Annotated in this window: 23 protein-coding genes and 1 tRNA gene; 4 read left to right on the top strand and 20 right to left on the bottom strand. The window is 59.2% G+C overall.

Annotation, left to right across the window (positions count from 1 at the left end; all coding sequences use genetic code 11):
* Positions 1-11: 11 nt before the first annotated feature.
* Complete coding sequence (locus GWQ44_RS23065; RefSeq protein WP_016967346.1) at positions 12-779, bottom strand: membrane protein; 768 nt, start codon at positions 777-779, stop codon at positions 12-14.
* A 371-nt stretch (positions 780-1,150) separates the two neighbouring features.
* Here GWQ44_RS23065 and GWQ44_RS23060 point away from each other — a divergent pair, with 371 nt between their 5' ends.
* The 3 genes from GWQ44_RS23060 (at position 1,151) to GWQ44_RS23050 (ending at position 3,485) form a co-directional block, all read left to right on the top strand.
* Positions 1,151-2,392 (top strand): type II and III secretion system protein family protein, encoded by a 1,242-nt coding sequence (locus tag GWQ44_RS23060; protein ID WP_275928325.1) that lies wholly within the window; start codon positions 1,151-1,153, stop codon positions 2,390-2,392.
* 107 nt (positions 2,393-2,499) lie between these two features.
* Positions 2,500-3,225, top strand: coding sequence for a tetratricopeptide repeat protein (locus GWQ44_RS23055; protein ID WP_275928324.1), 726 nt, complete (start codon positions 2,500-2,502; stop codon positions 3,223-3,225).
* Between the two features lie 2 nt (positions 3,226-3,227).
* Positions 3,228-3,485 (top strand): DUF3613 domain-containing protein, encoded by a 258-nt coding sequence (locus tag GWQ44_RS23050; RefSeq protein WP_047305752.1) that lies wholly within the window; start codon positions 3,228-3,230, stop codon positions 3,483-3,485.
* 264 nt (positions 3,486-3,749) lie between these two features.
* Here the strand turns inward: GWQ44_RS23050 and GWQ44_RS23045 are convergent.
* The 17 genes from GWQ44_RS23045 to GWQ44_RS22965 all read right to left on the bottom strand — a co-directional run bounded on the left by GWQ44_RS23045 (position 3,750) and on the right by GWQ44_RS22965 (position 16,949).
* A tRNA-Lys gene (locus GWQ44_RS23045) sits at positions 3,750-3,825 on the bottom strand.
* A 63-nt stretch (positions 3,826-3,888) separates the two neighbouring features.
* On the bottom strand, positions 3,889-4,590 hold the full coding sequence (gene queC / locus GWQ44_RS23040; protein ID WP_042940611.1) for a 7-cyano-7-deazaguanine synthase QueC: 702 nt from the start codon (positions 4,588-4,590) through the stop codon (positions 3,889-3,891).
* A 1-nt stretch (position 4,591) separates the two neighbouring features.
* Positions 4,592-5,239 carry a 7-carboxy-7-deazaguanine synthase QueE gene (queE, locus tag GWQ44_RS23035; RefSeq protein WP_016963208.1) on the bottom strand — a complete coding sequence of 216 codons (648 nt, stop codon included), beginning with the start codon at positions 5,237-5,239 and terminating at the stop codon, positions 4,592-4,594.
* Between the two features lie 165 nt (positions 5,240-5,404).
* The gene (ybgF, locus tag GWQ44_RS23030; RefSeq protein ID WP_275928323.1) at positions 5,405-6,229 is read right to left on the bottom strand and encodes a tol-pal system protein YbgF; all 825 of its coding nucleotides are present in this window, start codon (positions 6,227-6,229) and stop codon (positions 5,405-5,407) included.
* A 6-nt stretch (positions 6,230-6,235) separates the two neighbouring features.
* Positions 6,236-6,733, bottom strand: coding sequence for a peptidoglycan-associated lipoprotein Pal (gene pal / locus GWQ44_RS23025; RefSeq protein ID WP_003227510.1), 498 nt, complete (start codon positions 6,731-6,733; stop codon positions 6,236-6,238).
* Between the two features lie 53 nt (positions 6,734-6,786).
* Positions 6,787-8,067 carry a Tol-Pal system beta propeller repeat protein TolB gene (gene tolB, locus GWQ44_RS23020; RefSeq protein WP_015636767.1) on the bottom strand — a complete coding sequence of 427 codons (1,281 nt, stop codon included), beginning with the start codon at positions 8,065-8,067 and terminating at the stop codon, positions 6,787-6,789.
* A 17-nt stretch (positions 8,068-8,084) separates the two neighbouring features.
* Positions 8,085-9,146: a cell envelope integrity protein TolA gene (gene tolA, locus GWQ44_RS23015; RefSeq protein WP_016963210.1), complete on the bottom strand. Its 1,062-nt coding sequence runs from the start codon at positions 9,144-9,146 to the stop codon at positions 8,085-8,087.
* Positions 9,146-9,598 (bottom strand): protein TolR, encoded by a 453-nt coding sequence (tolR, locus tag GWQ44_RS23010; protein WP_011063015.1) that lies wholly within the window; start codon positions 9,596-9,598, stop codon positions 9,146-9,148. Before tolR ends, tolA begins: the two co-directional genes overlap by 1 nt.
* 13 nt (positions 9,599-9,611) lie before the next feature.
* Positions 9,612-10,307 carry a protein TolQ gene (gene tolQ, locus GWQ44_RS23005; RefSeq protein ID WP_016963211.1) on the bottom strand — a complete coding sequence of 232 codons (696 nt, stop codon included), beginning with the start codon at positions 10,305-10,307 and terminating at the stop codon, positions 9,612-9,614.
* Positions 10,297-10,764 (bottom strand): tol-pal system-associated acyl-CoA thioesterase, encoded by a 468-nt coding sequence (gene ybgC / locus GWQ44_RS23000; protein WP_047305814.1) that lies wholly within the window; start codon positions 10,762-10,764, stop codon positions 10,297-10,299. Before ybgC ends, tolQ begins: the two co-directional genes overlap by 11 nt.
* Before the next feature lie 138 nt (positions 10,765-10,902).
* Positions 10,903-11,961 (bottom strand): Holliday junction branch migration DNA helicase RuvB, encoded by a 1,059-nt coding sequence (ruvB, locus tag GWQ44_RS22995; protein WP_016963213.1) that lies wholly within the window; start codon positions 11,959-11,961, stop codon positions 10,903-10,905.
* The gene (gene ruvA, locus GWQ44_RS22990) at positions 11,962-12,570 is read right to left on the bottom strand and encodes a Holliday junction branch migration protein RuvA (RefSeq protein WP_016963214.1); all 609 of its coding nucleotides are present in this window, start codon (positions 12,568-12,570) and stop codon (positions 11,962-11,964) included.
* A 114-nt stretch (positions 12,571-12,684) separates the two neighbouring features.
* On the bottom strand, positions 12,685-13,209 hold the full coding sequence (ruvC, locus tag GWQ44_RS22985; RefSeq protein WP_016963215.1) for a crossover junction endodeoxyribonuclease RuvC: 525 nt from the start codon (positions 13,207-13,209) through the stop codon (positions 12,685-12,687).
* Positions 13,210-13,338: 129 nt separating this feature from the next.
* Positions 13,339-14,085, bottom strand: a complete 747-nt coding sequence (locus GWQ44_RS22980; protein ID WP_016963216.1) for a YebC/PmpR family DNA-binding transcriptional regulator — start codon at positions 14,083-14,085, stop codon at positions 13,339-13,341.
* Positions 14,086-14,195: 110 nt separating this feature from the next.
* Positions 14,196-15,971, bottom strand: a complete 1,776-nt coding sequence (gene aspS / locus GWQ44_RS22975) for an aspartate--tRNA ligase (RefSeq protein ID WP_011063022.1) — start codon at positions 15,969-15,971, stop codon at positions 14,196-14,198.
* Between the two features lie 95 nt (positions 15,972-16,066).
* Positions 16,067-16,288: a zinc ribbon domain-containing protein gene (locus GWQ44_RS22970; protein ID WP_010457489.1), complete on the bottom strand. Its 222-nt coding sequence runs from the start codon at positions 16,286-16,288 to the stop codon at positions 16,067-16,069.
* 187 nt (positions 16,289-16,475) lie between these two features.
* Positions 16,476-16,949, bottom strand: a complete 474-nt coding sequence (locus tag GWQ44_RS22965) for a Dps family protein (protein ID WP_016963217.1) — start codon at positions 16,947-16,949, stop codon at positions 16,476-16,478.
* A gap of 454 nt (positions 16,950-17,403) precedes the next feature.
* On the opposite strand from GWQ44_RS22965, the gene GWQ44_RS22960 reads away from it, so the two are divergent.
* Positions 17,404-18,009: a cold-shock protein gene (locus GWQ44_RS22960; protein ID WP_047305815.1), complete on the top strand. Its 606-nt coding sequence runs from the start codon at positions 17,404-17,406 to the stop codon at positions 18,007-18,009.
* A gap of 65 nt (positions 18,010-18,074) precedes the next feature.
* Here GWQ44_RS22960 and GWQ44_RS22955 read toward each other — a convergent pair whose 3' ends face one another.
* Together GWQ44_RS22955 and GWQ44_RS22950 are read right to left on the bottom strand one after the other, a co-directional pair.
* Positions 18,075-18,281 carry a SlyX family protein gene (locus tag GWQ44_RS22955; RefSeq protein WP_047305816.1) on the bottom strand — a complete coding sequence of 69 codons (207 nt, stop codon included), beginning with the start codon at positions 18,279-18,281 and terminating at the stop codon, positions 18,075-18,077.
* Positions 18,282-18,284: 3 nt separating this feature from the next.
* On the bottom strand, positions 18,285-18,710 hold the full coding sequence (locus GWQ44_RS22950) for an HIT domain-containing protein (protein ID WP_016963220.1): 426 nt from the start codon (positions 18,708-18,710) through the stop codon (positions 18,285-18,287).
* Positions 18,711-19,501: the final 791 nt, after the last annotated feature.

Raw genomic sequence — 19,501 nt, 5'->3', positions numbered from 1 at the left:
AAATGAGCGAATCACTCGGTAACACGCTGGCGACCAGCCACGCTGATCTGCGCAGCCGTCACCAGCAGGAAAATCACGCACAGGAAGATCCCGCTGGTCCAGGTCGCCCCCAGACCAAGGCCGCCATAGGTCTTGGCCTGAGTCAGAAGGTCGCCCAAGGAGGCGCCGAAAGGGCGCGTGAGGATGTAGGCGATCCAGAAGGTCAGTACCGCGTTGCCCCCCAATCGCCAGGCGGCAAAGGCCACGCAGATCAGTACGGCAAAGATCACCACTCCCAGGGTGAACCCCAAGCCCAGCGCCTCGGTGGCCAGATCACCGGCGGCGGTCCCCAGGGCAAAGGTGCACAGCACTGTCGCCCAGTAGAACAATTCGCGCCGGGGAGTCACGATCTGTCGGATCGAAAGACTGCGTTCAACGCCGTACCAGACAGCCAGGTTGATCGCCAACAGCAAGGCAAACAGTGCCGTGCTGAGATACAGACTGACGCCCAACTGATCGGTCAGCACATCAGTGACCTGGGTGCCGACGATGCTCACCAGCACCACGCTCAACCAGTAGATCCAGGGCGTGTAGGCCCGGGTACGCAACTGCGCGAACAACGCCAGCGCCAACAGCAGCGCCATGCCGATGCTGGTCACCCCCTGCCCCAGGCCGGCATCGACAGCCAGGTAATCGGCACAGGTTTCCCCGACCGTGGTGGACATGATCTTGATCACCCAGAAGGACAGCGTCACTTCGGGAACTTTGTTCAGCCAATTGGCCGGGCTCAATGGCTTCATCTAGGACCTCTCCCTAACGTCGCCTGAATTGGCGCGAGGGCAGAGGTTACGAGGGAAAACTTAGCTGAAACTGAGCGGCCCCCAAATGGCCAGTCAGATCTGGATGCCGGGCTCCTGAAACCCCTCTTCAAAGCCACTCCCAGAGTTGCTGCAGGCTACAGCAAGCCCGTGCCTACAAGGGGCTGCGAGGGGCCGGATGATGGACAGTTTTTTTGCGTTTAATAGCATTTTGGACTTTCTACGCTAACGTCAGATAACGATGCAGTTATCTGGGATCAGCAAGGAAAAGCCTATTTCAGAATGCTCTGACGAATGATTCGTGGCGCCCGACTGTCCCGGCTGACTCTCCCAGCCAATCAAGGAAGCAGTAAATGAACAGTGACTACTTGCAGATACTCAGGCGAGTGACATGGACACTCATTTTTGCCGGTTTACCTACAGGAGTGACCCTGGCAGCAGCGAACAATTGTGCAGGGCTGGAACCATTACCGGCAGTGCTTGAGGTCGGCGAGGGCATGCAGACCGCCATACACTCTTCCGTGGCCATCACCCGACTGGCAGTGGGTGATCCGAAAATCGTCGATGTACACGTCAATGGCAATGACTCCTACCTGCTGACCGGCATGGCCCCCGGCGCCACCAGTCTGATGGTCTGGAGCGCCTGTTCCAGCTCGCCGCGGCAAAGCATGGTCTTCGTCCAGGGCAAAGCCGCCCAGTCGCTGGTGGGTTCGCTGGCCCCCTCCTCTGAAAGCCCCCTGCTGCCCAGCCAGGTGCAGACCGACATCCGCTTTGTCGAAGTCAGCCGTACCAAGTTGAAGGAAGCCAGCACCTCGATCTTCGGCAAGAGCGGCAATTTTCTGTTTGGCTCGCCCGGATCCGTTCCCGGCGTCACTGTGACACCCGGGCAGATCGGTAGCCTGGCGCCCCGCATCCCGTTGGATAACGGCAGCTTCAATATCGGCTTTGGCGGCGGCAATGTGCTGGGGGTGATCAATGCACTTGAAGGCAGCGGCTTCGCCTATACCCTGGCACGTCCCAGCCTGGTGGCCCTGAGCGGGCAGAGTGCGAGCTTCCTCGCCGGTGGCGAGGTGCCGATCCCGGTGCCGAGCTCTGGCAGCGACAACATCTCCATCGAATACAAGGAATTCGGTATCCGCCTGACCCTGACCCCCACGGTCATCAGCAACAACCGCATCACCCTGAAAGTGGCGCCGGAAGTCAGCGAACTCGATTACAACAACGGAGTGACGATCTCCAGTACCCGAGTACCGGCGCTGATTGTTCGGCGTACCGACACCAGCATTTCCCTGGCTGACGGCGAGAGCTTCGTGATCAGCGGCCTGATCAGCACCAACAACAGCTCCAGCGTGAGCAAGCTGCCGGGCCTGGGCAACATTCCCATCATCGGCGCGTTCTTTCGCAACTCCACGATCAATCGTGAAGAGAAGGAACTGCTGATGGTGGTCACCCCCCATCTGGTGCAACCACTGGCCGCCAATGCTCAGTTGCCTTCGCTGCCAGGTGAGCAGTTACGCAATTACGATCCGAACTGGTTCCGCATGTACTTCCTGGAAGACGGCGACTTTGATCAGCGCAGTGGACTATCGCAATGAACCAGCACCTTGGCTCCTCTCTGGTGATGAAACTGAGCAATCAGAACCTCGACAGGCCGTGCCTGGGGGTCATGACCCGAGCATCGCGCGCATTACGGGAACGGAAAATGAAAACCATGATGGTGGCGATAGGGCTGGCGATGCTCAGTGGCTGCGCATCACCTGGAGGCGCGTCCTGGTCGTCGCTGAGCGCTCCACAAGACTGTGCCAAGATCAACTCCGACCAGGAGTTGTCACTCAGTCTGGCAGACCAAATGATCAGCAGCGGCAAACTGCATGCTGGCCTGGCCAACCTGCAACGCCTGCCGGATGACCTTCCGGCGGTGCGCCTGCGCAAGGCCAAGATCTACCGCTTGCTGGGACAACGCGAGGCCGACCCGCTGTACCGCAGCCTGCTCGGTGGTTGCCTGGCCGCCGAAGGCGAGCAAGGCCTGGGGCAACTGGCCGCAGAACGCAGCGACAACCTGCAGGCTCTGGCTCACCTGCAACGTGCAGCCCGGCTATCGCCCACCGACGAGAAAATCCGCAACGATCTCGGCGTGGTCTACCTCAATCAACGGCGTCTGAAAGAAGCCCGTTTCGAGTTCATCACCGCTATGGAGCTCAAGCCGTCGGATCAATTGCCGGCCCTCAATCTGGTGACCTTGCTGATCTATCAAGGGAACTGGAAACAAGCCTCGGAAGTGGTCAGCCGCGTAGGCCTGAGTCCGGGGCAAGTCACCGAAGCCAAGGCCCGCGCAGAAAAACTCGGAACCACGGCGCCCAATAATCGGGTAGCGAGCGCCGGCGATCCGGCACAGCCCGAAGCCATTCCCTCGACAACGCAGAGGTAGTGATGAAACACAACATGCTCAGTTGCCTGGGCCTCTTGCTGCTTCCCCTCGCGGCGCAGGCCATCGAACCCGGTCCATCCTCCCCGCAGCAGCAGGTCACCGAAGTCTGGTTGCAACTGCAGAGCCGCAATCAGGTAGCGTCGCGCACTCCGCAACCGGCATCCCCCGGCGAACGGGAGTTGAGCCTGCAGCGCTGGATGGAGAGCTACAAACACGCGATCCCCGAGTACTACAAGGAATACTCGGGCAAGGGGAAATAAGCCGTTACTGTCAACGGCGCGCCTGAAGATCGGCGGCCATTGTTCGCCCCGCCAAGTGGTTGAGCACTTCGGCGTGGGAGAATACCGCCAGGCACACCGCTGCCTCAGGACAAACCGCAAGACGAACAGTGGTCGCCAATCATTGAGAGCCTTCCTGAGCGCATCGAGCCTTGATGCCCCACGTCCGGGTTTATTGCAGGCAAAAAAAAACCCGGAAATCCTCACTTTCGTGGGCCTTCCGGATTTTCTAAACCGCCAAAAATATGGTGGGTCGTGTGGGATTCGAACCTACGACCAATTGGTTAAAAGCCAACTGCTCTACCAACTGAGCTAACGACCCGCTGTGTGGTGGCGCGTATAATACTGATTTCTAACGGGAATTCAACACCCTAAATGAAAAAAATCAAAAATAAACGGTTGGATCGCTGACACCGGCCGCGTCGAAACCTTCTGCGCGCAGGCGGCAGCTGTCGCATTTGCCACATGCACGGCCGTTGTCGTCCGCCTGATAGCAGGAAACGGTCAGGCCATAATCGACGCCCAAACCCACACCGGCCTTGATGATTTCAGCCTTGCTGAGGTTCTGCAGGGGCGCCTGGATACGGAAGCCCTGCCCTTCGATACCGGCCTTGGTGGCCAGGTTGGCCATGCGCTCGAAGGCTGCGACGAACTCGGGACGGCAATCCGGGTAACCGGAATAATCCACTGCATTGACGCCGATGAAGATATCCCGCGCTTGCAGAACTTCCGCCCAGCCCAGGGCCAAGGACAGAAACACGGTGTTGCGTGCCGGCACATAGGTCACCGGAATTCCCTCACCGGGCGCTTCCGGCACATCGATGGAGCTGTCGGTCAGGGCCGATCCGCCAATGCCATTGAGGTTCAGGCCGATCACCTTGTGCTCCACCACGCCCAGGTCACGCGCCACGCGCTCGGCAGCGTGCAATTCGGCGCGATGGCGTTGGCCATAATCGAAGCTCATGGTGTAGCAGCGGTAGCCTTCGGCACGGGCCATGGCCACTACGGTGGCCGAGTCCAGTCCACCGGAGAGCAGGATCACTGCACGTTTCTCGGTCGAAGATTGGTTCTGTACTTGCTCAGTCATTTCAGCGCCCCGGCTCATCATTCCAAAGGTATTTATGCAACTGCAGTTGCAGTCGCACCGGCAGGTTGTCAGCCACGATCCAGTCAGCCAGATCCCGTGCGCTGAGATCATGGTGGCTGGGCGAGAACAAGACTTCGCCCGCACGCCGCTCAAGGCCGTACTGGATCAGTTTGGACACCGCCCAGTCGTAGTCCTCACGGGAACAGATGACAAACTTGACCTGATCGTTGGCGGTCAGCAGTTCGATGTTCTCGTAGCGATTGCGATGCGCTTCCTTGGAACCCGGGGTCTTGAGGTCAAGAACCCGGCTGACGCGCTGATCCACTTCGGAAATATCCAGCGCGCCACTGGTCTCCAGCGAGACTTCATAGCCGGCATCGCACAGCTGCTTGAGCAAGGGAATGGCATTAGGTTGGGCCAACGGCTCGCCGCCGGTGACACAGACATAACGCGGACGGAAACCGGCAACCTGCTCCAGCAGGCTGTCGAGGGTACGCTGGGTGCCGCCGCTGAAGGCGTAGGCGCTGTCGCAGTATTGGCAACGCAACGGACATCCGGTCAGGCGCACGAAAACCGTGGGCAGCCCGGCAGTCCGAGTTTCCCCCTGCAACGAGTAGAAAACTTCGGTAATTCTCAATGTGTCTTGCATAGTCGCCACGGGCGTAACAGCTAAACAGGCTGTCCGCCTCCGTCAGGCACTTCCAGGAACCCCGCCATCGCGCAGATCCCAGGAAGCGTGTTTCAAAAAAGGGGGTGAATTCTAACGAAAAAACCCGCGACAAGCGCGGGTTTCTTGTAACGGCTGCCAACACGCTTACATGCGCTGCAGATCCCGTTGTGCCAACTGAGCGGCGGAAGTACCCGGATATTGGGCGACCACCTGCTGCAGAATGCCTTTGACCCGGTCGGTATGACCCAGGCGGCGCTCCACATCAGCCAGCTTGTACAACGAATCCGGCACCTTGGCGTGCTTGGGATACAGCTGGGAAACCTTGGCAAATGCCTGGCCGGCACCTTGCAGATCGCCCTTGGCCAGGTTCACTTCACCCAGCCAGTACTGGGCGTTGCCAGCGTACTGGCTGTTGGGGTACTTGCGCAGGAATGCCGAGAAAGCCTGGCTGGCCTTGTCGAAATCCTTGGCTTTGATCAGGTCGAAGGCAGCATCGTAATAGAGCTTTTCCTTGGCCGGATCACCGGGTTCGCTGCTGGCGGCTGGGGCCTGGACAGCAGCGCCGGCTGCGGCTCCGGCGGCATTGCTATCGCCACCGGCAGAAGAATTCTCAGGAGTCGCGGCAGGTGCAACACCGCTTCCTATGCGCCGATCAAGATCCTGGTATCGCTCCAGGCTTTCTTGCTTCATGCGCGCTACATCATTTTGCAGAACTTCGATCACACCCTGTTGGCGTGCAATCTGCTCCTGCATTTGCTGCAGTTGCTGGAACAGCTCGCCCTGTGCCGAGACAGGGGTCGAAACCCCTCCCCCGGCATAGGCGCCGTTCGTGCCATAACCCGCTGGCGGATAACTGCTCCCGCTATTGTTATAGCCGGAGTTGTTATCGACCACAGGAACCGCAGACCACGCCGCAAGCGGCGTGAGACTGAGAGCCAAAATAGTTACAGCACGACGGCACGTTCGCATGACGAATTACTTACGCAGTTCGACGCGACGGTTTTGAGCCCAGGACTGCTCGTCGTGGCCAGTAGCAACTGGACGCTCTTTACCGTAGGAAACCAGCTCCAGCTGAGCTGGGGAAACGCCCTGCAGAACCAGGTAGCGTTGAACGGCTTTCGCACGACGCTCGCCCAGTGCCATGTTGTACTCACGAGTACCACGTTCGTCGGTGTTGCCTTCCAGAACAACGCGAGCGCCGTTTGCTTTCAGGTCTTTGGCGTGAACGTCCAGAGCGCGCATGGCTTCTGGCTTCAGGTCCGAGCTGTCGTATTCGAAGTAGAAGGTGGTGATTGCGCGCAGAGCAGCTTCTTCGCTCAGGGAGCCATCAACAGCACCAGTGTTAGCGCCGTAACCAGCGTTTGGATCAACAGCGCCTTCGCCGGCGTTGTCGCCACCTTTGGAGGAGCAACCTACAGCTACGGCCATGGCCAGAGCCAGCGCAGCAAACTTACCAAACTTCAACATTTCCATCGTGAAACTCCTAATGAACCCCAGTGTGTTAAGTGAAACTTTGTAGCGCCGCGTCAGTTCAGGTAAGGGGACCAGGACGGTTCTCTGACTTCGCCTTGAGCGGTAGGAAGCGGGAGCCTCACACGTCCATTAATGGACACGAGCATCAAGACTCCCCGGCCCTGCTGGCGGGTGGCGTAGATTACCATGGTGCCGTTGGGCGCAACAGTAGCTGACTCATCTAGGTTGGTGTCTGTAAGGATTTTTACGCTACCGCGCTGCAAATCCTGAGCCGCTACCCGGAAGTTGGTGAAACCATCCTGGCGGTGAATCATTACCAGGGTCTTTTCGTCAGCAGAAAGTTTCGGGTTGGCGTTGTAGTTACCAATAAAGGTCACACGCTCAGCGCCACCGCCATTGATGTTGCTTTTATAAACCTGCGGCTTGCCGCCACGGTCGGAAGTGAAATAGATGGTGGAACCATCCTTGCCCCAGAACGGCTCGGTGTTGATACCCGGGCCACTGGTGACACGACTGATCTGCCGGGACGCCATGTTCATCACATAGATATCCGGGTTGCCATCCTTGGACAGCACGAAGGCCAGGCGGGTGCCATCCGGCGACCAGGCAGGAGCGCCGTTCAGGCCTTCGAAGTTGGTGATCTGCTCACGACGACCCGTGTCGATGTGCTGCACGAAGATCCGCGGACGCTTCTGCTCGAACGACACATAGGCGATGCGCTTGCCATCGGGTGCAAAACGCGGCGACAGGATCGGCTCGCGGGACTGCAGCAGGGTAACTGCACGCGCACCGTCGTAGTCCGAACGCTGCAGGGTGTAACGGGTGTTGTTCACCGAGAAGCGCTCAGCCGTCACGTACAACAGACGAGTCGAGAACGCGCCCTTGATACCGGTGAGCTTTTCAAAGGACTGGTCGGAAATGTAGTGCGACATGTCCCGCAGTTGATCAACGCTGCCCGACACGCTGCCGGTCAGCACTTGCTGCTCGGTGGCGACGTTGAACAGGGCGTATTGAACCTGCAGGCGACCGCCCGCCGGAACAATGCTGCCGACCATCACGTACTGGGCACCCAGGGCTTTCCAGTCGCGGAAAATGACTTCACTGGCCTGGGTCGGCAGGCTGATCATGTTCTGCTTGGGGATAGGTGCGTAGTAACCCGAGTTGCGCAGGTCATCACCGATGATCTGCGCCATGTCGTCCGGCAGCACGCTGCCGCCTTGCCAACCGAACGGCACTACCGCGATGGGAGTTGCCCGGTCACTGCCACTGGTGACCAGAATGTTTTTTTCATCCGCTGCCGCTATCCCTGCCATACAGCAAATAACGACAAGCATTCCTCGAAGAAGGTTTCTCACAAGGCTAGATCCTCAGGTGTGAATGTCATCTTGAATGAACGATAGGGAGCAAAATCCTTCGGACTCAACCCCTGCATTTCTGTCAAACGCCCAATGTTCTTGACTGCCGCTACCGCCGAGGCATCGAACGGACCATCACCACTGGACTTGATCACGCTGACCGTGGTCACCGTGCCATCCGGCAACATGCCGATCCGCAGTTCCACTGTCATGCCCTTGCGTGCCGAAGGAGGACGAGCCCAGCCTTCCGCTGCACGGATACGAATCAGGTCATCGAAGCTGCCCGCGACACTGTCACCGACCTCATCCGACTTGGTGGCTTCACGCTCCGGCTTGTCGGACAGCAAGTCAGCCAGGGCCTGAGCCTTCTTCTCTTCGGCAGATTTACGCGCTGCTTCCTGGGCCTTTTTCTTCGCGGCATCGGCAGCAGCTTTCTTCTTGGCGTCTTCGGCGATCTTTTTCTTCGCCTCTTCAGCTTCAGCTTTCTTCTTCGCGTCTTCCGCGGCTTTCTTCTTCGCGTCTTCGACGATTTTCTTCTTGGCCTCTTCAGCGGCCTTTTTCTTGGCCTCTTCTTCAGCGGCTTTCTTGGCTTCTTCTTCGGCTTTCTTCTTGGCTACATCAGCCAATTGCTTCTCTTCGGCCTTCTTGGCTTCCGCAGCTTTCTTGGCTTCATCAGCCTTCTTCGCCTCGTCAGCTTTCTTGGCTTCATCGGCCTTTTTCGCTTCTGCGGCCTTTTGAGCAGCCTCTTCTTTCTTTTGTTCCGCAGCCTTGATCTCTTCCTGCTCGACCTTCTTCTGCTCCAACTGCTCGGCTTCGGTCTGACGCGCGGCGGATTTCTTCGCCTCACCCGCAATCTTGTGATTGGTCTGGGTAGTCGCCGGGCTCTTGGATTTCAGCTGATACAGGGTCGCCTGGACGATCGGCTTGGCCGGAGGCAATTCCGGGGTCATGGCGAAGCTGACGAACAGCATGCCAAACACCAGCACGTGCAGGGCGATCGCCCAGACGCTAGGCCAGAAGTAGCTTTCCGAGGCGGACGGCTCTCGCTGTTGGTGCATCAGGGCGCCTCGGTAATCAAGCCAACGTTACCGACTCCGGCTTTCTGCAGGCCGCCCATGGCACCCATCACGGCGCCGTAGTCGACGGATTTATCACCGCGAATGAACACCTGGGTGTGTTTGCCGCCTTCGTTGCCGGCACGGATGATCTTGGTCACCGCGTCGGTCATCTGCGGCAAGGTCATCGCCTTGTCCTGTTGCTTTTCGGTGTCGACTTCGCTGCCAAGGTTCCAGTAGTAGGTCTTGTCAGCCTTGATCGAAATGGTCAGTACCTGGGTGTTGTTGTCCTGGGGCAAGGCTTCACTGGAAACCTTGGGCAGATCAACTTTCACGCCCTGGTTGAGCATCGGCGCGGTCACCATGAAGATAACCAGCAGTACCAACATCACGTCGATGTAGGGCACCACGTTCATCTCGGCAACCGGCTTGCGTTTGTGGCGAACTCGGGCCATTGGGTTTACCTGCTCACTCTTCGCTGGTGTGCACTTTACGGTGCAGGATCGCCTGGAACTCGTCGGCGAAGGTGTAGTAACGGCTGATCAGCGTCTCGCCACGAGCGGCGAAGCGGTTGTAGGCGATAACCGCCGGAATGGCCGCGAACAGACCGATGGCCGTAGCGATCAGGGCTTCAGCGATACCCGGGGCCACAGTGGCCAGGGTCGCTTGCTGGGCCTGGGCCAGGCCGCGGAAGGAGTTCATGATCCCCCACACGGTGCCGAACAGACCGATGTACGGGCTGACCGAACCGACGGTGGCAAGGAACGGCAGGCTCTGCTCGAGCTTCTCTTCCTCACGGGAGATGGCGACACGCATGGCCCGGGACACGCCTTCCATCACGGCTTCAGGATCAACACCCGGCTGTTGACGCAGACGGGAGAACTCCTTGAAACCAGCCCGGAAAATCTGCTCGACCCCGGAATCCGGGTCCGGGTTGCTGCCCGCCTGACGGTAGAGTTTGGACAGGTCGATACCGGACCAGAAGCGCTCTTCGAAGCTCTCCAGGGCACGTCGACCGGCGCGCAGCAGGTTGCTGCGCTGAAAGATCATGATCCATGAAGTCACCGATGCGGCAACCAGGGTCAGCATTACCAACTGCACTACAACGCTGGCATTGCTGACCAGGCTCCACATGGAGGAATGGTCGACGACGTTAGCTTCCACGCTTTATCTCCTGCTCTGAGTGTGTACCCGCGCTGCTCTCGTCGGCAAAGGCCGTACGCAGAGCGTCTGGAATGGCGCGGGGTTTGAAAGTGTCGGCGCGCACACAGGCCACCAGGAACTGCCCCTCACAGAGCAGCGCATTATCCGCGGCTCGCCTGACCTGCTGAGTGAAGCGCAGGCTGACCCGGTTCAATTCGGTGACATGGGCACTGACCAGAAGCTCGTCGTCCAGTCGCGCCGGCGCGTGATAACGCGCTTCGCTGGAATGCACGACGAATAACAGGTTCTCCCCTGCCAGCTGCGATTGGGCAAAGCCCAGGTGTCGTAGCCGCTCGGTTCGAGCCCGCTCCATAAACTTAAGGTAATTAACGTAATACACGATGCCGCCGGCATCGGTGTCCTCGTAATAAACGCGACAACGATGTGCGAACGGCTCAAGCCCGTTTTGCGCGCGCATACTCTAGTGCTTACTCCTCAGGTTGCCAATCCGGCCAGGCAACTGTTTTTTCATTCTTGAACGACTTTTCATGCAGTTTGGGCAATGCCAGTCCCTAGGACAGCACAAACCCCGAATAAATCGACAAGACGCGGGTGATTAATCGTCCACAGCATCAAGGAATTCGTCTACCACAGGCATGTCACCCAATCGTGACGGAATGTTTAGACCGAAGTGCAGATACGCATGCCGGGTCACCACACGACCACGGGGAGTGCGCATGATGTAGCCCTGCTGGATCAGGTACGGCTCCAGCACGTCTTCGATGGTGTGACGCTCTTCGCTGATCGCCGCGGCCAGACTGTCGACCCCCACCGGACCACCGTCGAACTTCTCGATCATGGTCAGTAACAGACGCCGGTCCTGATGATCGAAGCCACGTTCGTCGACATCCAGCAGGTTCAATGCCAGGTCGGCGATCGGCTTGGTGATGTGCCCCTTGGCCCGCACTTCGGCAAAATCCCGCACCCGGCGCAACAGGCGGTTGGCAATCCGCGGAGTACCACGGGCCCGCCGCGCGACCTCGAAGGCGCCTTCCGGATCCAGCGGCAAACCGAGAATGTTGGCGGAACGACTGACAATGGTCGCCAGATCCGCCGTGCTGTAGAACTCCAGGCGCTGGACGATACCGAAACGGTCCCGCAGCGGGTTGGTCAGCATGCCCGCGCGAGTGGTGGCGCCCACCAGGGTGAACGGCGGCAGGTCCAGCTTGATCGAGCGCGCAGCGGGCCCCTCGCCGATCATGATGTCGAGCTGAAAATCCTCCATGGCCGGGTACAGCACTTCCTCGACGATCGGCGACAGCCGGTGAATCTCGTCGATGAACAACACGTCATGGGGCTCAAGATTGGTCAGCAGCGCCGCCAGATCGCCAGGGCGCTCCAGCACCGGCCCCGAGGTGCTCTTGATCGAGACGCCCATTTCCTCGGCAATGATGTTGGCCAGGGTGGTCTTGCCCAGCCCCGGAGGGCCAAAGATCAAGGTGTGATCCAGGGACTCGTTGCGCCCACGGGCGGCCTGGATGAACAGCTCCATCTGCTCGCGCACGCTGGGCTGGCCGATGTAGTCGGCCAGGCTGACCGGACGAATCGCCCGGTCCTGGATTTCCTCGCGCTCACGGGGGCCCGTGGCGGCGATCAGACGATCAGCTTCAATCACTTAAATCATTCCCTTCAAGGCTCTGCGGATCATGTCTTCACTGCTCAAGCCTTTTTCTTTGATCGCGGACACCGCCTTGCTGGCTTCCTGAGGCTTGTAGCCCAGGGAAATCAGCGCACTGACCGCATCGGACTCGGCGCTGGCCACCGGCACCGGGGCATCCGGCTGGTTCGGCACCAGGGCGAACATGCTCGGCACCGCCTCCCAGGCCTTGAAGCGATCCTTGAGTTCCACCAGCAGGCGCTCGGCGGTCTTCTTGCCGACTCCGGGCACCTTGGTCAGGGCCGAGGTGTCCTGGGCCTGCACGCAACGCACCAGTTCATCCACCTCAAGACTGGACATCAGCGCCAGGGCCAGCTTGGGGCCCACGCCATTGAGACGGATCAACTCGCGAAAAAAGTCTCGCTCGCGCTTGCCGGCGAAGCCGTAGAGTAACTGCGCGTCCTCGCGCACGACCAAATGGGTGTGCAAGGTCAGGGGTTCGCCGACCGACGGCAGCCTGTACAAGGTGGTCATGGGCACTTCGACTTCATAGCCCAGCCCGTTTACATCAAGAATCAGGTGCGGCGGCTGTTTCTCAGCCAGGGTGCCGCGCAAGCGTCCGATCACGTTTCAGATCCTTAAGCGATGGCCAGCTCGCAGCTGGCGACTCGTTGAGCGAGCGTTCGCGCCGACTGCCCAGGCGCACAACGCTCCACTCCTAAAATGACTGCGCTGATGCTATCAGAGACGCAGGCGCCCGCCACGACTGCGTGCCGTTCCCAGACCATGGGGCAACAGGCTGGAGCGGGTGTGAGCGTGACAAATGGCAATGGCCAGGGCATCCGAGGCGTCGATCTGCGGTTTGGTGGTGAGCTTGAGCAAGTGCATGACCATCATCTGCACCTGCTCCTTGTTGGCCCCGCCGGTCCCGGCCACGGCCTGCTTGACCTGGGTCGCGGTGTATTCGGCGATCTCCAGGCCTTCCTCGGCTCCAGCAACAATCGCTGCGCCCCGGGCCTGGCCGAGCTTGAGCGCCGAATCGGCGTTGCGCGCCATGAACACTTTCTCGATGCCCATGGTCACTGGACCGTAGGTCTGAATCACCTCACGCACACCGCGATAGACAATCTGCAAGCGCTCGGGCAGCTCGCCGGCACCGGTGCGAATACAGCCGGACGCCACGTACACGCAGCCACGCCCGGTGTCTCGAACCACGCCATAACCGGTAATGCGTGAGCCGGGGTCGATGCCAAGAATTAGAGTCATAAAGCCTGCTGCTTGAGTAAGAATGCCGGCCGGCCAGGACCGGAAACGCAAAAAGGCAGAAGCCGGAAGCGCCCTGCCGCGCAATCATCGCGGCGTAGCGCATCCGGCTTCAAGGGTAGTGCAGTGGGATCAGCCGAGCTGCTCGGCCACCGATTCCGGAATATCCGCATTGGAGTAGACGTTCTGCACGTCATCCAGGTCTTCCAGCATGTCGATCAGCTTGAGGACCTTCTCCGCCCCCTCCAGGTCCAGTTCGGCACTGGTGGTGGGCAGCATGACGATTTCCGCGTCCGCAGCGGTGAAGCCCGCCGCTTCCAGGGCATTGCGCACGCCGTAGAAACCGGCGAACGAAGTGAACACGTCGACCGTGCCGTCTTCGTTGCTCACCACATCGTCGGCGTCAGCCTCCATCGCCGCCTCGATCAGCGCATCTTCGTCGACACCTTCGGCGAAGGTGATCTGGCCCTTGCGCTCGAACAGATAGGCCACCGAACCGTCGGTCCCCAGGTTGCCGCCGCACTTGCTGAAGGCATGACGAACCGCCGCCGCGGTGCGGTTGCGGTTGTCGGTCATGCATTCGACCATCACCGCCACGCCGTTGGGGCCGTAGCCTTCATAGGTCAGCTCGACCACATCGTCGCTACCGGCCGCGCCGGTGCCACGGGCAATGGCACGATCGATGATGTCGCGGCTCATGTTGGCGCCCAGGGCCTTGTCCAGGGCCAGGCGCAAACGTGGGTTGGAGCCGGGCTCGCCGCCGCCCTGACGGGCCGCGACGGTCAGCTCACGAATCCACTTGGTGAAGATCTTGCCTCTCTTGGCATCCTGACGCTCTTTGCGGTGCTTGATGTTCGCCCACTTGGAATGACCTGCCATAACTTGCTCCAAATTCTCTTTGAAACATTGCCCACGCCGCTTGGCGGGCGGGGCAACAAAACTCGACCCATAGAAAAAGCGCACCCGAGGGTGCGCCTAATCGGGCCGGCTTATTCAGCCTTGGGCTGTTCGCGCAGGCGGATGTGCAGCTCGCGCAGCGCCTTGGCATCCACCAGACCCGGTGCCTGAGTCATGACGCAGGCCGCGCTCTGGGTTTTCGGGAAGGCGATCACTTCACGGATCGACTGGGCGCCGGTCATCAGCATCACCAGACGGTCCAGACCGAAGGCCAGGCCACCGTGGGGCGGCGCGCCGTACTTCAGGGCGTCCAGCAGGAAGCCGAACTTCTCTTCCTGCTCGGCTTCGCTGATGCCCAGCAGACGGAAGACCGCTTGCTGCATTTCCTTGCGGTGGATACGGATCGAACCGCCACCCAGCTCGGTGCCGTTCAGAACCATGTCGTAGGCGCGCGACAGAGCGGTAGCCGGGTTGGCTTCCAGCTCTTCAGGCGAGCATTTGGGCGCGGTGAACGGGTGGTGCAAGGCGGTGAAGCTGCCGTCGTCGTTCTCTTCGAACATCGGGAAGTCGACCACCCACATCGGCGCCCATTCGCAGGTCAGCAGGTTCAGGTCGTGACCGAGCTTGATGCGCAGGGCACCCAGGGCCTCGCTGACGATCTTGGCCTTGTCGGCACCGAAGAACACGATGTCGCCGTCGACCGCACCCACGCGATCGAGGATCACGTTGAGGTTGGCTTCCGGGATGTTCTTGACGATCGGCGATTGCAGACCTTCGACACCCTTGGCGCGCTCGTTGACCTTGATGTAGGCCAGGCCCTTGGCACCGTAGATGCCGACAAACTTGGTGTAGTCGTCGATCTGCTTGCGCGGCATGCTCGCCCCGCCAGGAACGCGCAACGCGGCGATACGGCATTTCGGATCGTTGGCCGGGCCGCTGAAGACCTTGAATTCCACTTCTTTCAGTTGGTCGGCAACGTCTACCAGTTCCAGCGGGTTGCGCAGGTCCGGCTTGTCGGAACCGTAGCGACGCATGGCCTCTTCAAAGGTCATGTGCGGGAATTCGCCGAACTCCAGACCCAGCACTTCCTTGAACAGGTTGCGGATCATGCCTTCGGTCAGGCCCATGATGTCTTTTTCGTCGAGGAAGCTGGTCTCGATGTCGATCTGAGTGAACTCAGGCTGACGGTCGGCACGCAGGTCTTCGTCGCGGAAGCACTTGGCGATCTGGTAGTAGCGGTCGAAGCCGGCCACCATCAGCAGTTGCTTGAACAGCTGTGGCGATTGCGGCAAGGCGAAGAAGCTACCGGCGTGGGTACGGCTCGGCACCAGATAGTCGCGAGCACCTTCAGGGGTGGCGCGAGTGAGGATCGGAGTTTCCACGTCGAGGAAACCGTTCTCGTCCAGGTAGCGACGGATGCTGGTGGTCATGCGCGAACGCAGACGCAGCTTCTCGGCCATTTCCGGACGGCGCAGGTCGATGAAGCGATAGCGCAGACGGGTTTCTTCACCCACGTCGGAGTATTCGTTGAGCGGGAACGGCGGGGTTTCCGCTTCGTTCAGCACTTCCAGCTCGTAGCCCAGGACTTCGATCATGCCCGAAGCCATGTTGGCGTTGCCGGCACCGGCCGGGCGCAGACGCACCTTGCCGGTAATCTTGACTACGTATTCGCTGCGCACGCGGTCGGCGGCGGCGAAGGTTTCAGCGCGGTCCGGGTCGAACACCACCTGGGCCAGACCTTCACGATCACGGATATCGAGGAAAATCACCCCGCCGTGGTCACGGCGACGGTGGACCCATCCGCAAAGGGTTACTTCCTGACCTTCCAGGCTTTCGTTCAGTTGGCCGCAATAATGGCTGCGCATCATGGTAGTGGTTTCACTTCTCGTAATTCGAAATTCGATGGAGGCCTTGCGCACCATGAGGTGCCGGATAGTGCAAGAACTCGCGCGTGTCGTTCAACTTAGTCAGCTTTGTCGCCACCGGCCAGGTTCTTCTTGGAGCCGGTCTTGAAGTCGGTTTCATACCAGCCGGTGCCGCTGAGGCGGAAGCCGGGCATGGACAGCATCTTTTTCAGTTCAGGTGCCTGGCAGGCAGGGCAGTCGACCAGTGGCGCAGCACTGATCTTTTGAATGGCTTCCAACTGATGACCACAGGAAGCGCATTGGTAATCGTACATGGGCATGGGGGCGTCTCGGCAATCCAGATTACTGCTTGAACTACAGCCAGAGCCCACGCCAAAGCCCGGGCTACTTAGCAAAGAGCGGGATTATATCCATTAAATCGGCCCTGTGCAGCCGTATGGCCATATAGATGGCGGAGCGTGTCAAAAGGCGCGGATGGCGTCCGGGACGCCATCGGCCATGAGCGACTTAGCGGTTTTCCAGCAGGGAACGCAGCATCCACGCGGTTTTCTCATGCACCTGCATGCGCTGGGTCAGCAGATCCGCCGTTGGCTCGTCGCTGACCTTGTCCAGCAACGGGAAGATGCCGCGGGCAGTACGGGTGACCGCTTCCTGACCGGCGACCAACTGCTTGATCATTTCTTCCGCGGCCGGCACCCCCTCCTCTTCCTTGATCGAAGACAGCCTGGCGTAGATGGAGTAGGCACCCGGCGCCGGAAAGCCCAGGGCGCGGATACGTTCGGCGATCAGGTCGACCGCCAGGGCCAGTTCGTTGTACTGCTCTTCGAACATCAAGTGCAGGGTGCGAAATTGCGGGCCGGTGACATTCCAATGGAAGTTATGGGTTTTCAGGTACAACACGTAGGTGTCCGAAAGCAGACGGGACAGGCCGTCGACAATGGATTTACGATCTTCTTCGCTGATACCGATATCAATTGTCATGTTTCTCTCCGTTAACGGGATGGATTCACCCAATCAGTTGCCGGACCACTCTAGCAAGAGTGTCGCTGCCCCGCCGACTCGGATCGTCAATCGGCCCGCGGTGGATTGCCCCATGGCCCGGCCATGGCTTGCAAACACTGAGTTGCAGGCAGTGTCTGACCTCTGGAAAAAACCGGCGTTCCTCGGAAAGCCACAGCCATCTGTCTAGAACGCGCCTTTGCCTGAAGTTTCGATGACCAAGCGCGGCATACCCCATTTCCAATCGCCCGCTGCTGATTTGAGAAGGCCAGGGCTTTGCTGTTAAATAGACTCCGTGTCGCTGATGCCTATTTCTTCGGCCAGCGCGCATAGGCTGACACTGCGTACGTAACCACCGCCTCACCCCTTTATTCAGAAGCGAACCGTGCGTGATCAGCTCTTCCTTGTGCTTCCTTCTTAACGTGAGTTAATCAAAATGTTGAAAATCGTCCACCTGCTGACAGGCATTGCAGCTTTGCTGCTGTCTTTGATTCCGAGTCTTAGATCTGACGCGGTTCCCTACCTGCAACAACCCGATGCTATTTACCTGGCCCTGTTCGGCCTGCTCAACCTGATCCTCGCTCCAGTTATCCCGCACTGGAACAAAGGCTCGCGTCATCACCTGCAGAACCTGGTCAGCGCCCTGCTGGTACTGGTTGTCGTCCTGCAAACCCTCACCTTGCTGGCGCCAATGCCAGTGATTGGTGGCCAACCAGCCGTCCTGGTGAGCTTGCTGACCGCCCTGATCGCCGTGGCTCTGCACCTGGGCATCAGCTTTTACAAATCCTCACCCGCCGCGTCCGCCGCTCCCAGCTACGACATGAGCAACCGCGATACCGGCACCGTGAAATGGTTCAACACATCCAAGGGTTTCGGCTTCATTTCCCGCGACTCCGGCGATGATATCTTCGTGCACTTTCGCGCCATTCGCGGAGAAGGCCACCGCGTTCTGGTGGAAGGCCAGCGCGTGGAGTTCTCGGTCATGAACCGCGATAAAGGCCTGCAAGCCGAAGACGTGATCGCCGCGCTGCCGCGCCGCTGATCAACGCCAACAAAAAACCGCGCCATGGCGCGGTTTTTTTGTGCCTCAAGAATGCCGAGCTTCCTTTAATAGTGCGGGGGCGGCGCCTCTTCCTCGAAAGACTCGAACTGCCCCACCATTTCTTCCTGACGCTTGAGCAAGGCACTCATCTGCAGTTGCAGGCGCTCCAGCACCTTCTGCTGCGCTACCAGCACATCGTTCAAGGCTTGAATGGTGTCGTCCTGAAACGCCAGACGGCTTTCCAGGTCGGTAACACGCGCTTCCAGACTCATGGCTCAAACCTCCAGAAATTGGAAATCGTCGGTCAGAACTACCCGCAGTCGATTGCGAATCGCCACAACCTCCTGCGCGGTGTAAGGCTTGGCCGGGTGCTTGCCCCACACTGGCGCCGGCCACGCGGCGTCATCCCGCTTGCGCACTATTACATGCATATGCAACTGACTCACCACATTACCCAACGTCGCCACATTCAACTTATCGGCATCGAAGGAATCCTTGAGCACTTCAGCCAACGCTGTGGTTTCCCGCCATAGCTGCAGTTGGTCGGTGACATCCAGTTGAAACAACTCACTGATATCTTCACGACGGGGCACGAGGATGAACCAGGGATAGTTCGCGTCATTGGACAGCAGCAGCCGACAGAGGGGGAAATCCCCAATGGGCAATGTGTCTTGTTGCAGCCGTGAATCTAAAGTGAACACTGCATTTACTCCCGCTCAGCTCATTTCAGCCTGGCCCACAGCATCATCGACACTGACCAGGCGACAGACGCGCAGCATACCTGCGAATGCCCAGGGCTTCATGACCAAAGCGCTCACCCCGGACATCGCCCGTTAACCAGCCGGCAAGGAGCCAGCCTCAATGCAGCGCAAACGTCCCACGACAGGACATTTTTTGAGGCTTTGCACCATTTATGTACGAAGCATCAAAAGCGCCTCAAATATGACTCGCCGCGCCTTCGTCGTCGCCGAGCGTAAACCGCACATGACTGTATGAACCCTGCACAGCATTACAAAAGTTTTGCACCAGAATCGCACAGACGGTCTACGCTGAAATCCTCAAGCATCCGCCGTCTACTCACTTTGCGGTGTGGACCGGTAACATTTTGGCGCGCTGTGCGACTTATTGCACAGTCCTGCACCAGGGCGGACTTGGCGTCAAGCCAAACAAAAAGACGCTTTGCATGGCGGTTTTATGCGGTTTTTACAGGTCGGCACACCGTCCAGAAGAAAAAAGTGCGGACAACTTTGGTTTGTGCACGCTTGTTGCATTCACCCCCGACATCGTTTGCGACGGAGCACCGGAAGTGGCTCGTCACAGACTCATAATAATAGTGGCAAGGCTGCCCTGCGGTGCTTTTTAGAGTGTGTATGTCGGGAGCTCAATGGCTCGTGATGTTCCTTCGAAGAACACAACCTAAGTTGTTGGTTCGGATACAGACTGGCTGCAGAATTGCGACACCGACCGAGCAAATTGCGACAGGGTCGTAAAG

The sequence above is a fragment of the Pseudomonas sp. 3MA1 genome, assembly GCF_029237275.1.
Lineage (GTDB): Bacteria > Pseudomonadota > Gammaproteobacteria > Pseudomonadales > Pseudomonadaceae > Aquipseudomonas > Aquipseudomonas fluorescens_AP.
Note: the sequence above shows the minus strand (reverse complement) of the source record. Positions and strands in the feature narration are given on the sequence as shown.

What these genes read in the sequence shown, in the direction of transcription:
- GWQ44_RS23065 (WP_016967346.1), bottom strand. Translation starts at nt 779, where the DNA reads ATGAAGCCATTGAGCCCGGCCAATTGGCTGAACAAAGTTCCCGAAGTG.
- ruvC (WP_016963215.1), bottom strand. Translation starts at nt 13,209, where the DNA reads ATGACTCTAATTCTTGGCATCGACCCCGGCTCACGCATTACCGGTTAT.
- queC (WP_042940611.1), bottom strand. Translation starts at nt 4,590, where the DNA reads ATGACTGAGCAAGTACAGAACCAATCTTCGACCGAGAAACGTGCAGTG.
- ybgF (WP_275928323.1), bottom strand. Translation starts at nt 6,229, where the DNA reads ATGCGAACGTGCCGTCGTGCTGTAACTATTTTGGCTCTCAGTCTCACG.
- GWQ44_RS23060 (WP_275928325.1), top strand. Translation starts at nt 1,151, where the DNA reads ATGAACAGTGACTACTTGCAGATACTCAGGCGAGTGACATGGACACTC.
- queE (WP_016963208.1), bottom strand. Translation starts at nt 5,239, where the DNA reads ATGCAAGACACATTGAGAATTACCGAAGTTTTCTACTCGTTGCAGGGG.
- tolR (WP_011063015.1), bottom strand. Translation starts at nt 9,598, where the DNA reads ATGGCCCGAGTTCGCCACAAACGCAAGCCGGTTGCCGAGATGAACGTG.
- GWQ44_RS22960 (WP_047305815.1), top strand. Translation starts at nt 17,404, where the DNA reads ATGTTGAAAATCGTCCACCTGCTGACAGGCATTGCAGCTTTGCTGCTG.
- GWQ44_RS22955 (WP_047305816.1), bottom strand. Translation starts at nt 18,281, where the DNA reads ATGAGTCTGGAAGCGCGTGTTACCGACCTGGAAAGCCGTCTGGCGTTT.
- ybgC (WP_047305814.1), bottom strand. Translation starts at nt 10,764, where the DNA reads ATGCGCGCGCAAAACGGGCTTGAGCCGTTCGCACATCGTTGTCGCGTT.
- tolA (WP_016963210.1), bottom strand. Translation starts at nt 9,146, where the DNA reads ATGCACCAACAGCGAGAGCCGTCCGCCTCGGAAAGCTACTTCTGGCCT.
- GWQ44_RS22980 (WP_016963216.1), bottom strand. Translation starts at nt 14,085, where the DNA reads ATGGCAGGTCATTCCAAGTGGGCGAACATCAAGCACCGCAAAGAGCGT.
- GWQ44_RS22970 (WP_010457489.1), bottom strand. Translation starts at nt 16,288, where the DNA reads ATGCCCATGTACGATTACCAATGCGCTTCCTGTGGTCATCAGTTGGAA.
- aspS (WP_011063022.1), bottom strand. Translation starts at nt 15,971, where the DNA reads ATGATGCGCAGCCATTATTGCGGCCAACTGAACGAAAGCCTGGAAGGT.
- GWQ44_RS23055 (WP_275928324.1), top strand. Translation starts at nt 2,500, where the DNA reads ATGAAAACCATGATGGTGGCGATAGGGCTGGCGATGCTCAGTGGCTGC.
- GWQ44_RS22965 (WP_016963217.1), bottom strand. Translation starts at nt 16,949, where the DNA reads ATGACAATTGATATCGGTATCAGCGAAGAAGATCGTAAATCCATTGTC.
- pal (WP_003227510.1), bottom strand. Translation starts at nt 6,733, where the DNA reads ATGGAAATGTTGAAGTTTGGTAAGTTTGCTGCGCTGGCTCTGGCCATG.
- tolB (WP_015636767.1), bottom strand. Translation starts at nt 8,067, where the DNA reads ATGCTTGTCGTTATTTGCTGTATGGCAGGGATAGCGGCAGCGGATGAA.
- GWQ44_RS23050 (WP_047305752.1), top strand. Translation starts at nt 3,228, where the DNA reads ATGAAACACAACATGCTCAGTTGCCTGGGCCTCTTGCTGCTTCCCCTC.